This is a genomic window from Rhodoferax sp. GT1R46 (genome assembly GCF_056521285.1).
In genome coordinates this window covers 178,435-192,985 of record NZ_JBWMBC010000006.1, presented here as the reverse complement: position 1 = coordinate 192,985, position 14,551 = coordinate 178,435, and the positions used below count along the sequence as shown (strand labels likewise).

Annotated in this window: 9 protein-coding genes; 3 read left to right on the top strand and 6 right to left on the bottom strand. The window is 57.7% G+C overall.

What is annotated here, in order from left to right; translation table 11 throughout:
• Positions 1–31: 31 nt before the first annotated feature.
• A complete protein-coding gene (locus tag AC097W_RS14560; protein WP_479603332.1) occupies positions 32–673 on the top strand; it encodes a response regulator in 642 nt (213 codons plus the stop codon).
• A gap of 23 nt (positions 674–696) precedes the next feature.
• Here the strand turns inward: AC097W_RS14560 and AC097W_RS14555 are convergent, their stop codons facing one another.
• From AC097W_RS14555 to AC097W_RS14545, 3 genes are read right to left on the bottom strand one after another with little or no spacing between them, the layout of a single operon-like run.
• Positions 697–2,616, bottom strand: coding sequence for an ATP-binding protein (locus AC097W_RS14555; protein ID WP_479603331.1), 1,920 nt, complete (start codon positions 2,614–2,616; stop codon positions 697–699).
• Positions 2,613–3,551, bottom strand: a complete 939-nt coding sequence (locus AC097W_RS14550) for an ABC transporter substrate-binding protein (RefSeq protein ID WP_479603330.1) — start codon at positions 3,549–3,551, stop codon at positions 2,613–2,615. The genes AC097W_RS14555 and AC097W_RS14550 overlap by 4 nt, the downstream gene beginning before the upstream one ends.
• A gap of 9 nt (positions 3,552–3,560) precedes the next feature.
• Positions 3,561–5,738 (bottom strand): TonB-dependent receptor plug domain-containing protein, encoded by a 2,178-nt coding sequence (locus AC097W_RS14545; RefSeq protein ID WP_479603329.1) that lies wholly within the window; start codon positions 5,736–5,738, stop codon positions 3,561–3,563.
• On the opposite strand from AC097W_RS14545, the gene moaA reads away from it, so the two are divergent.
• Complete coding sequence (gene moaA / locus AC097W_RS14540) at positions 5,698–6,801, top strand: GTP 3',8-cyclase MoaA (protein WP_479603328.1); 1,104 nt, start codon at positions 5,698–5,700, stop codon at positions 6,799–6,801. The genes AC097W_RS14545 and moaA overlap by 41 nt on opposite strands.
• A 10-nt stretch (positions 6,802–6,811) precedes the next feature.
• On the opposite strand, the gene AC097W_RS14535 is transcribed toward moaA, so the two are convergent.
• The gene (locus tag AC097W_RS14535; RefSeq protein WP_479603327.1) at positions 6,812–8,209 is read right to left on the bottom strand and encodes a phenylacetate--CoA ligase family protein; all 1,398 of its coding nucleotides are present in this window, start codon (positions 8,207–8,209) and stop codon (positions 6,812–6,814) included.
• Positions 8,210–8,371: 162 nt separating this feature from the next.
• On the opposite strand from AC097W_RS14535, the gene AC097W_RS14530 reads away from it, so the two are divergent.
• Positions 8,372–10,147 carry a PHA/PHB synthase family protein gene (locus tag AC097W_RS14530; protein WP_479603326.1) on the top strand — a complete coding sequence of 592 codons (1,776 nt, stop codon included), beginning with the start codon at positions 8,372–8,374 and terminating at the stop codon, positions 10,145–10,147.
• Positions 10,148–10,156: 9 nt separating this feature from the next.
• Here the strand turns inward: AC097W_RS14530 and AC097W_RS14525 are convergent, their stop codons facing one another.
• Both AC097W_RS14525 and AC097W_RS14520 read right to left on the bottom strand, forming a co-directional pair.
• A complete protein-coding gene (locus tag AC097W_RS14525) occupies positions 10,157–13,240 on the bottom strand; it encodes an efflux RND transporter permease subunit (protein ID WP_479603325.1) in 3,084 nt (1,027 codons plus the stop codon).
• The gene (locus AC097W_RS14520) at positions 13,237–14,469 is read right to left on the bottom strand and encodes an efflux RND transporter periplasmic adaptor subunit (protein ID WP_479603324.1); all 1,233 of its coding nucleotides are present in this window, start codon (positions 14,467–14,469) and stop codon (positions 13,237–13,239) included. Before AC097W_RS14520 ends, AC097W_RS14525 begins: the two co-directional genes overlap by 4 nt.
• Positions 14,470–14,551 lie beyond the last annotated feature (82 nt).

The following is a 14,551-nucleotide window of genomic DNA, read 5'->3' as shown; positions in this document are numbered from 1 at the left end:
CGCTCTGTTGCGCTCTTCCGCCAAAAAAACCGTGAAAATTCTTGTCGTTGATGATCACAGCCTGGTGCGTGAAGGCCTGTGCCAAGTGCTGAAAGGCCTTGACGAGCACGTGGAAGTTCTGCAGGCCGGCACTTGCGCTCAGGCATTCGCACAGGCTGCATCCCACCGCGATCTGGATTTGATATTGCTGGACTACCATTTGCCCGACATGACGGGTCTGGACGCACTGGACATTTTGGGGCAACGCCACCCCGAATTGCCCGTAGTCATGCTTTCCGGTTCAGCCAACCTGCAGATCATGCGGCAGGTGTTGCGAGCTGGCGCCGCCGGTTTTGTCACCAAATCCAGCCTCAGCGATGAGTTGCTGAGTGCGATTCGACAGGTGCTGGTCGGAGATGTTTATCTACCACCCGAACTGGGAACAGCAGCACCGAATGGATCATCCACTGCAGGTCCGGAAAAACCATCTTTGACGCAACGCCAGGAATTGGTGCTTCACGGCTTGCTCGATGGGCGCTCCAACCGGGAAATCGGTGAAGCGTTGAGCATCTCAGAGGAGACGATAAAGTCCCACGTCACAGCGATCTTGCGGCATTTTGACGTGCAAAACCGTACCCAAGCGGTAGTTGCCGCAGCGAGACGAGGCTACCGTCCAACGACGGCTGCCCAGTAAGCTGAATCCAAAGTCAGGTCAAATCAGGCGACGGCAACCAAGCGGCGCAAAAGGGCTCTTAGCTTGGCGGGTCGCACAGGTTTGTGCAGCAGTGTCAGACCGGCATCTCGAGCGGCCTGCATCAATTCACCATCGGTGTCTCCGCTCATCAGACAAGCAGGAATCTTCTTGCCCGCCAGCCCCCGCAAGGCGGCGATTGCGCTCAAACCGTCGTCGCCATCGCCCAAACGGTAGTCACTGACAATCACATCCGGCAAGCACTCCGGTTGCATGAATTCACGGGCCTGCACTACGGCCTGCGCCGCCAGCACGTTGCAGCCCCAGGAGCCCAACAAACCCACCATGGCCTCAAGTGCTAGCGCATCGTCTTCCAGCACCAACACCCGTGAACCCTCTAGTCCGCCCATCACTGCGATCACAGGCTCGGGCGCGGTCCAGTCACTGTTCACCGGTTCTGCAATAGGTGCCGTAATGGCAAAGCGGGTGCCGTGGCCCAAGGTAGATCGCACAGTCACCTGATGGCCCAGCAATTGGGCGCTGCGCTCCACAATATTGAGTCCCAAACCCAAGCCACGAGTCCGCTCACGTCCCGGGTTTCCAACCTGATAGAACTCTTTGAAAATGTCGGTCTGGTGTTCTTCCGATATACCAATGCCGCTGTCCCACACCTCAATACGCAGATGCTTCCCGTCACCGACTCTCCGGCATGCCAGCAGCACGGTGCCTTTGTCGGTATAGCGAATCGCGTTATGGGTCAAATTCATCACCATTCGTTGCAGCTGCACTGAGTCGGTCATGGCCCATAAGGCGCTCGAACGAATTCGCAAGTGGAGGCCTTTTTCCGCCGCAGCGGGTTCAAGTGCAGAACGTATGGCATCCAACAAATCCTGCACTCTGACTGCTTGCCTGTGAACGGTTACGGCGCCCGATTCAAGACGGGACAAGTCCAGCAATCCGTCAAGCAAGTCCTGCATCGCCTGAACGGAGCGCTCAAGACTCCCAACCAATAGACTGGCCTGTCCATCCAACGGCAGCTGTCCCAAGCGGGAGATGAACAGTCCAAGCGCGTGGGTGGGCTGTCGCAAATCATGACTTGCGGCCGCCAAAAAGCGGGATTTTGCCAGCGTCGCTGTTTCAGCCTCATCCTTCTTCAATCGCAGCTCGTGGGTCACTGTCGCTACGCGCTGCTCCAGTTCATCACGCCCCCACTGAAGACGGCTTGCCATCTGGTCCAGCTTCAATTGCAGCCCATACAACGGGTCATTGGGTTTGATCGACGTATCTCCGGAAAATTCACCCTGACCAATGCCCTCAATCCTGCGTGATATGCGCAGAATCGGCTGCAACACGCCCTCTCCCAGACGGGTAGCCAGCAATCCGCCCAGCAGCAGCCCAAGCAAGCCCACCCCCACGGACAGGAGCAACATGTCCCGCTGACGCGCACGCAGGCTGTCGCGCGACACCTCCACAACAGCGTGCCCCAAAACCAGCGCTTGCGCAGGACGTGCCTCACCCTGCCCGGCAAACAAGTCATCCAGGGGAACTTTGGTTGAACTGATCGTTGCTAACAAGGTGTCAACGCCCCGTTGGCGCTGACGCGATGCGTATTTTGAATCCGACAGCTCCGCCAGCGTCTTGTAAACCGGAAAACCGACGCTGACCAAGAGAACACCACGCGAATCAAATACTGCCGCAGATCGCACATCCACATCGGTCTGCATGGCGTTGACCACACTCTGAAGGCTTTCGACATTACCGGAGAACAGGCCGTATTCGCTGGTTGTCACAACCTGCTGCAGCAAGGACTTTTCCCGCTGACTATGTGTCTCCTCAAGATCAGCCAGACGGTTTAACCAGAATACGCTGACCAGCGCCACCACGACCAGCGCCACCGGCACCAACGCGGCGACCAGCATTCGCACACGAAGCGAATTAAAATTCACGGCCTTTTTTCCAGCCGGTGCAACCGGTCTGACAACGCCACCTCATCCAGTGTCAGGCCCAGCGAACGGGCGACGTGCACATTCACGCTGACACGGAAATCCAGAGGATATTGGGCAGCAGGCACCGCACCACCTAGCAAAATACCCCGAACGATACCCGCCGTCTGGACGCCGATTTGGTCGGGAGCGGTGTGCAGAGACAAGAGCGCACCGGCCTTGACGTAGGCGGGCGAGAAAGCCAGCACAGGGATCCGTGCCCGGTAAGTCGCCAACAGAATGTTGGCAACCGTGCCACTGTTAAAGACCTGTGGATCGGCAACCGCAAGCAACACGTCGGCGTCATCCAGCGCCGCTTTGAGGCCTGCAAACAGCGAACCATTGAGAGCCACAGCACCACTGACCACCGTCATGCCGCGTGCTTGCCCAGCAGCCATCAACGCGGACTGCTGCAACACGGACTCAGGCCCCCAAATGACGCCAACCCGTCGGGCCTCAGGAAGTGCGAGCCGCAAGAGGTCCAGCTGGCGGCCAAAGGGTTGATCCAGATACAGCGCGGTGACTGGGGTCGAGGCCTTTCTCCCCCATTCCCGGACCACTCTCTCGAAACCGCTGCGAGGAATCAGGGCAGCAACCACTGGCGCCCGTGGTTCGAGGTTCAGCAAACGCTGCAGGGACTCTGCACCCAGCGTCACGAATACCCTGGGCGCAGCTGTTCCGACAACGTCGGCATGGGTCAAGTCCATCGCGGACACTTGAACGATGTCTGAACGTGCCACCCCACCTCGTGCCAACTCTGCCACCATGGCTTCCGCTGCCTCGGTATACCCGGGGCTGCGTTCGCTTAGAACAATAGCAACGCCCGCCGCATGGACTACACCCACCCAGCACAGCATGCACACAAAGCACGCCATTAATTTGAGCAAGGTGCGCGTCACGGAATCAACTCAGTTCTCAAATCGCAAGGTCACCATCGCGCGTCGATCAAAGTAAAACTTGCGGTCGCCATCCTGGTAAGGCACATCGAGGTTTTGAATGGTCAGCGCCATCTCGGCATTGCTCTTGCCCACCTTGAAGGACTTGCCCAGGCGGATATCCGTGCGCTGCGAAGAATACAGTTGCCCATAGAGGCCCGACATAAGCGCCGCGTCGTCTGACCAGTTGTGCATCACCGAAAGAGTGACGCCCGTTGGCAGGGTGTGCATTAGGGTCAGCGACCCCGCAAACCTTGGAGCACTATGGCTAATCCTGAAATTGAGCATATCCAGGGCGGATGTTTGCACAACGGGGTAAGGCGCACCTGAAATACTGGTCCAGGTCTGATTGAGAATGACCCGCGTTGCCGTTGCCGGCATCCAAGTAAGCTGGTATTCGGCACCTGTAGTGGAGTAGTTATTTTTGTTAATGCAGTCTGATGGAATATCAGAGGTGCACCAAATGCCATCTGAAATGGATTCATTGAACAGCCTGACATCTCCGCTGAGGTTCGCCGACGGCAGGTTCAGGTAATAGCCCAACTCCCGAGAGAATATGTGCTCTGGCGCGAGATTGCCCGTACTCAACACGTACGGCGGAGTCACTGCGCCGTTGGCGCCGTAATACCGGACATTCCCATACTTTTCGAAAGCGCTGGGAGGCCGAAACCCAGTGGACACACCTGCACGCAGCGTGTGTCCCGGGGTCACATGCCAGTTCAACATCACGCGCGGTGACGCAGTGTCTCCACCAATGTCACTGTGCTCCGCCATAATCCCTGCATTCAATACTAACGAAGGATTCATCCGCCACTCAGCGTTCCCAAACAATCGAAAGAAATCGGTTGTAACCCGTTCGCGATCGTCAAAGCTGGAACGTGAAAGAACTTGCTCCCGTCTCAACTCTGCACCCCACACCGTGCGCAATGTCGGGGACTGCCTAACGGTCTGCTGCAAAGTGACTGCATCATTGAATTCCCGACCACTGGTCTCGATTGGTATTCCGAAGAAACTGGCGTACGCAACATCTGGATTCAAGTACGGAAAGCTGTCACGGTACGTGTTCTCGGTGTGCGAGGCAGTGAGCGCGAGGTCTTGATCGTCGGTCAAATTCTTGCGCCAATCCAGTTGCAGGAACTGCGAACCCATATAACGCAACCGCGCGGCATTGCCGTACTCGGTAGGATCTGTACTACCTCGGCCGGCGTCAATACTCACGATTCCTGCGCGAAGGTCTACCTCGGAACCACCCCCTGGCGTCACTTGCGCGACAAAATCGGCCCGTTTGATACGGCTCTGGCCAAACGCGTGGCGTAAACCGTCATCGCCACGTGTATCCGCACTAACCCGGTACATCGCCGACTCATCTCCCCAGCCGATGCGAGCACCCGCATCGGTCACGCCGTTGTCGCCTGTTGTGACGCTACCTGCTGGACCAATCGTCTCCCGTACATCTCGGGAAACGATGTTGACCACCCCCAAAAAGGCTCGCGCACCATAGGCCGCGGAATTGGAACCCCTTAACACCTCAATGCGGTCAACATCATCAATCGCCAGAGTTTGAAGCCCAAGACCGGCAGAACTGGAAAGAAACCCGGAGTAAACCGACCGCCCATCTACAAGAACCTGAATGCGGTTGGCCCAGTCGTCGACCCGGCCATGGTAGGTGGCCATGGGGGCATCGGTCTCATACGAATTGGTTGTCTGAAATCCAGGCACCAACCGCAGCAAATCGACTACGTCCCGCGCACCCGACATGCGGATGAACTGCCGGTCCAGAATGGTCACGGCCCCCGGAGTCTCATCCAGCGGCTGCGCAAGACGGGAAACCGACAAGACAATGGGCATATCGCCCAAAAAATCCCGTTCGGTCAACGCCGACGCAGCAGTGCCCGTCTGCGCCCCCACAGGCCCAATCCTGAGTAACAACAAAAGAAAAATAAGCTTCTTGTACATAATCGTGTCTCCAACGAATACCGTGCTCTTTTTAGATTGACGCAATTTTGCACTGTGTTTCGTCATAAATTTGCCACCGCCAGTAAACAATAGCCCTATGACCGAACGTTCTGCGCCCCGAGTTATTCCCTTGTTGGATCTGCGCACCAGCGCGATGCGGCCTCCGTCGGCCGCGTTTGCTGAAAACAGCCGCATTGAAGCGCATGGGTTATTGAGTGACACGTTAGGGCGCAATTTGCGGGATCTACGCATCAGCGTGACAGACCGATGCAACTTTCGCTGCAGCTACTGCATGCCCAAAGAGATTTTTGACAAGGATTATCCTTACCTGCCGCATGCGTCGCTGCTGTCCTTTGAGGAAATCACACGGATCGCTCAGCAGTTTGTAAACCATGGCGTGCAAAAAATCCGACTAACGGGTGGTGAACCTTTGTTGCGCAAGAATATCGAGATATTGATTGAAAAGCTGGCGGCGCTGCGGACGGTCGAAGGCAAACCCCTTGATCTGACACTCACCACCAACGGATCTCTTTTGGCGCGCAAAGCAAAATCACTGAAAGCTGCGGGCTTGCAACGCGTGACCGTCAGCCTCGACGGTCTCGACGATGCTGTATTTCGCAGTATGAATGACGTGGATTTCCCGGTGGCGCAGGTGCTCGATGGCATACGCGCGGCGCAGGAAGCAGGCCTGGGACCCATCAAGGTCAATATGGTGGTCAAGCGGGGTACCAATGACAACGAAATCATCCCCATGGCCCGCCACTTCAAGGGCAGTGGCATTGTGTTGCGGTTTATAGAGTACATGGACGTGGGTGCCACCAATGGCTGGCGCATGAACGATGTCCTACCCTCGGCGGAGGTCATTCAACTCCTTCAGACCGAGCTCCCCTTGATTGCGTTGGAGCCTGCCAGCGTGGGTGAGACTGCGCAACGCTGGGGCTTCGCCGATGCGTCGGGAGCTCATGATGTGCAGGCGGGGGAAATCGGCGTCATCAGCAGCGTGACACAGGCTTTCTGCAGCGATTGCAACCGCGCCCGATTGTCTACCGAAGGTCAACTCTATTTGTGCCTGTTTGCAAGCCAGGGGCATGATTTGCGCAGCCTGGTTCGCAATGGCTCCACCGACGAGGATCTTGCGTCCGCCATCGGCCATATCTGGACGGGCCGCACCGACCGGTACTCCGAACTGCGCAGTGGCATGGCTGCCGATACGGGCAGCGGTGTTCGTCGCGTAGAGATGAGTTACATCGGCGGCTGAGCCACTTTCGTCAGAGGCTGCGCCCAATCACACGCAGTGCCTTGCCACTGCGCCCGCGCGGTATGGGTTGCCCCAACTCCCCAACGACACGCAACGCACCGAGCCCCTGCGAAGCAGCGAACGAATGAAGCACTGATCGGCAGCGGGCCATGGCCTCTTCGGCAGCCACACCGTCAAGCCCCAAGCGAAGCACCAATGTATGGTCGCCGGTCTGGCGAAGCTGAAAGTCAAATGCATTGGCCTGATCTTCCAGAACCGTTGTCAGCGCCAAAGGCAGCAGCGTTACCAACTGCCCGTGATCACCCGTCATCACCAGTGGTTCGTCCTGCCGCCCCTGCACTTCAATCACTGGTAGAGGGGACCCACACATACAGCGTTCAGTTTGCAGGGTGACCTGGTCGCCCAGATCGTAGCGAATCAGGGGTTGCACCGTATTCGCAAGGTTCGTCAGCAGCACAGTGCACGAAAGTTCCCCGGGTGGCACCGGTCGATGGCGTTCATCCACGGGCTCCAGAATCGCCCAGTCAGCGTTAACGTGCAAGTGGCCCTCTGCACACTCCCAGCCAAGAGCCAGAAACTCGGATGCACCATAGCTATTGCGCACCGTGCACCCCATTACTTGCTTGAGACGCGCGCGCACCGTGGGGCTCAGGCACTCCCCACCGGTCCAGATTTCCCTCAAGTTGATCTGCAGGTTTCCTTTTTCAGCCTCGTCTGCCAGCAGTGCTGCGGCCGTAGGGTAGGTCGCAATTACCGTCGGGTTGAATGCATTGAGGCAAGACACCAACGCATTCGTGGACTGGAGAATGGAAAAACTGCGCGTCGTTTGCGCCATCCAGGGGTAAAGCCGACACAGACGCTCCAGCGTTACGTAACTAGCAAAGTGCCCACTGGTAGCGCCGACAAAAGCAGTCCGCTCGGACAGGCATAACGGATCCATCCAGCGCCCGAGCGGCCGCGGAGCGCTGCGGCGCAGTGCTTCCAGCGCATCGTAGACCGCCATGGCTTCACCATCTTGCACAAACATTCCAGGCTGCCCACCGGTACCGGAACTCTCCCAGACCACGTACCGCCCGAGATAGGGCTCACCGATACGCGTGGGATCGGCGGTAAAAGCGCGCAGTTCATCCAGCTTCAGGCGGGGATCTGTCACCCAATCGTCAAAGCGCTGCATCAACTCTTCACGCGTCACAACGGGAATTCCCGACAACAAATCACTTTCACTGCAGTGCAGCGTCTTTCCATTCAGACGTTCGCGATACACAACCGAACTGCGCTGCGCCAGCGCCAGTATCCGCCGTAAACGCGTGGCCTGACGACCGGCGATATCGGCAGGCGTAGCCTGATTGACGAGCGCTATATCCGTTGCCACGGCGGCCAGACGCAGGGGTTCAAACACCGGGTTCATGAAAACCTTCTGCAAAAAGAGTCGTACAGGCAGGATAGAAAGATCGCTTGAAAATGTATTGTCTTTTGTCAAGCGCCGATAAGTGAACCCCATTCTTCGTCGCCTGCCGGTTTTTTTGATTTGCATCAATCGACCGGAAATCCGTTCTTTGCAGAATGTGGTATGCCAAAAAACACTTTGCCACTTCATCCGGTGGATGATTCCGTTCCCACGCCAGATGAATCGCCTACTGCGCGACTCGACCGCTTGTTGCACGCTGCTGGTGCGCCGTTGACCGGCGGCTTGTCGCCCGTTGCACTCGCACTGGCTGGCGCTGACTGGGCGTGGCACTTGGGCGTATCGCCAGGGCGGCAGATGGAACTGGCTGCTTTGGCAAGCAAACTGGCATTGAACACCTTGCGCGTGCAGGATGGCCATGAAGACGGTGCTGGTGCATCAGACGATGACCCCCGGTTCCGGCACGACGCGTGGGCAACTTGGCCTTTTAGTCAGATACGGGCCGGCTTCCGCAACGCCGAGGCTTTTTGGCGCGAGGCCGCTCGGGTACCGGGCATGACCGCTCACCACACAGACATGACCCAGTTCTTCGCGCGCCAATGTCTGGGGGCCATTGCGCCAGCCAATTGGCTCCTGACCAACCCGGTGGTCCTGCGTGATGCCATGTCAACGCAAGGCGTGCACCTGCGCGAAGGTGCGATGCATTGGCTGGCCGACACCACGGGCATGCCAGAGCCCGGCGACCAGGAGCCTGCCCAGCGCTTCAAAGTGGGGCACGACGTAGCAGCAACGCCCGGCAAGGTGGTGTACCGCAACCACCTGATTGAACTCATCCAATACGCCCCTCAAACGACCACAGTGCATCCAGAGCCAGTCTTCATCGTTCCTTCCTGGATCATGAAGTTCTACATTCTGGACCTGTCTGCACACAACTCTCTGGTTCGCTATCTTGTGGGTCAGGGGCACACGGTCTACATGCTGTCCTGGCTCAATCCTGACGCGCATGATGCTGAGTTGACCATGGACGACTACCTTCAACTGGGTGTTCTGGACGCACTGCAAGCCATTGCTGAGCGGTCAGGAAAAAACCTGTCCGTGCATGCCATGGGCTACTGTCTGGGGGGAACCTTGCTGTCCATAGCTGCCGCGGCATTGGCTCGCATTGATGGCGCGGCGGGCAAACGCAAGCTGCCCACCCTGAAAACGCTGACCCTTCTGGCTGCACAAACGGACTTTTCGGAACCGGGCGAGTTGGGCCTGTTCATCGACGAAAGTCAGATCGGCCTGCTGGACAATATGACGCGCGGCCAGGGGTTTCTGAGCGGAAAGCAGATGGCCGGTTCCTTCCAGTTCCTGCATTCACGCGATCTCGTCTGGACACGCCGCATGCGGGAGTACCTGATGGGTGAACGCGAACAACAAAATGACCTGATGGCCTGGAATGCCGACACCACCCGCATGCCTGCGCGAATGCACCATGAATATCTCACTTCCCTCTATTTGCACAACGCGTTGGCCACCAGCAGCTACCGGGTTGACGGCCACACCGTTTCATTGAGCGATGTCCACCAACCGATATTTATGGTCGGCACACAGCGTGACCACATATCGCCGTGGCACTCCGTTTACAAACTGCACCACCTGTGTGACGCGGAGATCACGTTCGTACTGACCAGCGGTGGCCACAATGCCGGAATCATCTCGGAGCCAGGTCACCCGAACCGTAGCTACCAGATGGACACGCGAAAGGCACATGGACCTTGGGTTGAGGCAGATCAGTGGGCCGTTCGGGCACCACAATACGAAGGTTCCTGGTGGCCTGCCTGGCAGCAGTGGCTGGCAGAACATTCCTCGCCGAAGAAAGCTGCCCGCCCGATCCCTGCACCGACAGACCTGGGCGATGCGCCGGGTGCGTATGTGATGGTACGGTACGCCGAGTGAGCGCCGGTCTCAGTCGGTCGTCGTCTCGGCGGTCAGCACCGGCCCGCGGCCACTGAATCGATCCATTGCGAGATAGATCACGGGCGTGATATAGAGCGTGACGGCCTGAGAAAAAACCAATCCGCCCACAACGGCCAAACCCAAGGGTTGGCGCAACTCGGCGCCTGCGCCAAGTCCCAGTGCGATGGGCAAGGCCCCCATCAACGCGGCCAGCGTCGTCATCATGATCGGGCGGAAACGCAGAATGCAGGCCTCGCGAATGGCCTGCTCAGGCGACATGCCGTGGTGACGCTGGGCGTCCAGTGCGAAGTCGATCATCATGATCGCGTTCTTTTTCACAATGCCAATCAGCAGAAGAATGCCAATCATGGCAATCATGGTCAGGTCCTGCCCAAACAGCATCAGCGTTCCCAGCGCACCGACCGCCGCGGACGGCAGGCCGGCCAAAATGGTCAGTGGGTGGATATAGCTTTCATACAACACGCCCAGCAGCACATAAATCACCAGAATCGCTGAAATGATCAACACCAGCTGGTTGCCTTGCGAGCTCTGGAACACAGCCGCGTCGCCACCGTAACTGGTGATGATGGAACCCGGCAGGTTGATTGCATCGCGCGCTTTGGCAATCTGGGCAGTGGCATCACCCAATGCAGTTCCTGGAGCCAGATTGAATGACACGGTAACTGCCTGCAACTGCCCCACATGGTTGATAGACGTGGGGCCCACGGTTCGCTCCACCTTGGTGAAGGACGCCAGCGGAATCAACGCACCGGTATTCGCCCGCACGTAGATACTGTTGATTGCGCTTTCGTCCAGTTTAGCCTCCGGCGCAACCTCCAGAATCACCTGGTAACTGTCGGTCGGCAGGTAAATTGTCGAAACCTGGCGTTCGCCAAATGCGCCAAAGAGAGCGGTCCGGATCGCGTCAATAGAAACCCCGAGAGCGTTGGCACGGTCCCGGTCAATGCGCAGCTGGGCCATTAGTCCGCGCAACTGGGCATCGCTGGTGACATCGCGAAACAGCGGATCCGCCCTCAGCTTTTCCTGCAACTTGACCGCCCAATCATTCAGCTCATCGGCCCGCACGCTCTGGAGAATGTATTGATATTGCGCCTTGCTCGGTCGTCCACCCAACTGCAGATTCTGGATAGGTCGCATGAAAACACTGATGCCGGATACGTCCCGCAGCTTGCGCCGCAGCCCCTCCACGACCTGCTTCATGGGAAGCCGGTCAGCGCGTGGCTTGAGCGTGATAAACATGCGCCCGGTGTTTTGTGCGCCGCTGCCGCCGTTGAATGAACTGACTGCGAATACGTTCACATCCGCCCGAATCAGGGCTGCAGCCCTCTCCTGCAGACGCACCATTTCAGGAAACGAGGTGTCCTCGGCCGCTTCGGTGCTCACCGTAATCTGACCGATGTCTTCCTCCGGAAAGAATCCCTTCGGAATGATATTAAAAAGCCAGGCCGTCAACAGAAACGTGATGGCGGCAACGCCCAGCACCGTTTTGCGGTGCGACATCGCAGCATCCAGCGTGCGGGTGTAGCCACGCAGTGTCGCATCGAACCCGCGCTCAAACAGGGCAGTCATAAGTCCGTGCTTTACGCCGTGGGTCTCCGGGCGCAAGAAACGGCTGGCCAGCATGGGGACCAGAGTGAGCGAAACAAAGGCCGAAACCACAATGGAGAGCGCCACGACCACCGCAAATTCGTGGAACAACAGACCAATCACACCGGGCATGAAGAAGATGGGAATAAAAACGGCAATCAGCGACGTGGAAATCGAGATGATGGTGAAACCCACCTCGCGTGATCCGCGCAGCGCCGCATTGAAAGGCTTCTCCCCGTTTTCGACATGGCGCATGATGTTTTCAAGCATCACAATTGCGTCATCAACCACCAGACCGACAGCAAGCGTCAGACCCAGAAGCGACACATTGTCCAGACTGTAATTCATGCCCCAGAGCAGAGCCACCGCACCAATCAAGGACACCGGGAGCGATAAGGTGGGAATGGCAGTGGCGACAAAACGCCGCAAGAACAGGAATATCACCAACACCACAAGGGCAATCGTGCCCATCAGGGTGAGTGAGACATCATGGAGTGCCTCACGCACGGAAACTGAACGGTCATTGACCGAGGTCAGATTGACCGACTGTGGCATCTGCTCCTTCAGCTTTGGCAAAGCCAACTTCACGGCATCCACTACCCGAACGGTGTTGGCACCAGGCTGACGCAAAATAGCCAGCGTAATAGATGCCTCTCCATTCAGATTGGCATACGACTTGGCGGTTTCAACGCTGTCCTCCACACTGGCTACGTCCTTGAGTCGAACGGTGATGCCGTTGCGACTGGCCACGATCAACTCGGCAAACTCGGCGGCACTGCGCAACTGTCCGTTGGCCTGGAGCGTCAGGGTCTGGCGGTTGCCATCCAGCGTACCCACTGGCGTATTGACATTGGCAGCGCGCAAGGCAGCGGACAGTTCTTCAAGGCTGATGTTGCGCGCCGCTACCGCCGCAGGCAGCACCCGCACGCGGACCGCAAATCGTTTAGCGCCAAAAATATTGACCTGGGCCACACCTTCAATCGTTGACAGCGTGGGAGAAATCAGGTGCTCCGCATAGTCCTGCAGATCGGACAGGGGCATGGAGGGCGACGTCATCGCAACCAGCAGAACAGGCGAATCAGCCGGATTGACCTTGCGGTATGCCGGCAGTTGCGTCATATCCTGCGGCAGGGAACGCTGCGCACGTAACAAAGCCGCCTGCACATCGAGTGCAGCACCATCAATGTTGCGTCCCTGAGCAAACTCCAGTGTCAATGATGTATTGCCGAGTGTGCTCGTGGAACTGATGACGTTCAGACCTGCAATGGTCTGAAACTGCTTCTCCAGAGGCAAGGCGACGGAGGTAGCCATTGTTTCCGGGTTGGCTCCTGGAAACGACGCGGACACGTTGATGACGGGCGTATCGTAGCTGGGCAAAGCCGCTACAGGAATGCTGCGATAGCCGATGACACCTGCCAGGACAATGGCGGCATTCAACAGCACCGTCATCACTGGACGGCGAATAAAGAGTTCCGAAAGATTCATGACGTCGACGAAGACGACGCAGCGGCAGGTGCCGACGCAGGCGCAGATACAGGCGCGGTTGCAGGAGCATTTGCGCCGCCAGGCTTGCGCTCCGCCACGGCGGAGTCAGGTCGTAAATTCTGACGCCCCTCCAGCACGACACGGTCATCTGCGGCTACCCCGGTTACCGCCGTCTCTTCACCGCGCGACGCAAGCACCTTGATCGGTCGCAGCACCGCTTTGCCCTTATCGACTACGTAAACGACCGTTCCGCGTGTACTTTGAATAATCGCGGCCGTTGGAATCACCACTGCATCCTTGATCGTGTCTGAAATGAGCGCAATATTGACAAAGGCCCCAGGCCACAATTTGTTCTCCCGGTTCTCGAAAGCCGCTTTAACCTTGATAGTCCCAGTAGCTGCATCGACTGCATTGTCGACAAACTGGAGTTTCCCTTTGATGACGCCCTTGGCCTCTGGCAATGTGGCGCTAACAGCGGCACCGCCCGACTTCAACCCAGCCAAAACCGACTCCAGATTGCGCTGAGGCAAACTGAAACTGATGTTGATGGGGTCAAGTTGCGTGATGGTCACCAAAGCGGTTTGATTGGCCTGCACAGCGGTACCGGGAAAGACACTGATAGCCCCCAATCGCCCGGCTGCGGGTGCCCGAACACTGTTATATGAAAGGGATAACCGGGCTGCGTCCAGCGCGGCGCGGTCGGCTACCAGGTTGGCCAACTGGGCATCTACCTGTGCCTGACTGGAGTCCAGAGCGCCTTGAGAGACAAAACTCTGTGCCAGCAGATCGCGGCTGCGCGCCAGTTGTCGCTGGGCATCCGCCAACACCGCCTCGTCCTTGGTCATCTGCGCGCGCACTTTGGAAACATTTGCCTCGTCCGAACGGGCGTCCAGCGTAAACAGCAGCTCGCCCGCCTTCACAAACTGCCCTTCCTTCACATGGACACGGGTAACGAGGCTCGTCGTCTGGGGCTTCACATCGACACTGGACAACGGAGTCACTGTGCCGATGGCATTCAGCGCCACCTCGAAATCTCGCTGCTTCGCCTGGTAGGTTGTTACTGCAACAGGAGCAGCCGGTGCGCGGCCGGGACTCGAAGGTGCACTGGCAGCACTGGCAGTGGGCGATGGCCCAGCCACACCTTCATTCTTGTTCCCACAGGCCGCCAGCAGGCCAACAACGGCAACAACTTCCAACAACAAGGCACAAGCGTTTGATTTTTTTTTCATAAATTGAGCCGAGTATGGACGGCGCACTGCATGCCACAAGGCCATATAAAGTAATTTTGCATAACTTTATATCCAGGCCGAT

Coding starts and splice junctions, on each gene's coding strand:
- moaA (WP_479603328.1), top strand. CDS start 5,698: ATGCGGCCTCCGTCGGCCGCGTTTGCTGAAAACAGCCGCATTGAAGCG.
- AC097W_RS14530 (WP_479603326.1), top strand. CDS start 8,372: ATGCCAAAAAACACTTTGCCACTTCATCCGGTGGATGATTCCGTTCCC.
- AC097W_RS14535 (WP_479603327.1), bottom strand. CDS start 8,209: ATGAACCCGGTGTTTGAACCCCTGCGTCTGGCCGCCGTGGCAACGGAT.
- AC097W_RS14525 (WP_479603325.1), bottom strand. CDS start 13,240: ATGAATCTTTCGGAACTCTTTATTCGCCGTCCAGTGATGACGGTGCTG.
- AC097W_RS14520 (WP_479603324.1), bottom strand. CDS start 14,469: ATGAAAAAAAAATCAAACGCTTGTGCCTTGTTGTTGGAAGTTGTTGCC.
- AC097W_RS14545 (WP_479603329.1), bottom strand. CDS start 5,738: ATGCGGCTGTTTTCAGCAAACGCGGCCGACGGAGGCCGCATCGCGCTG.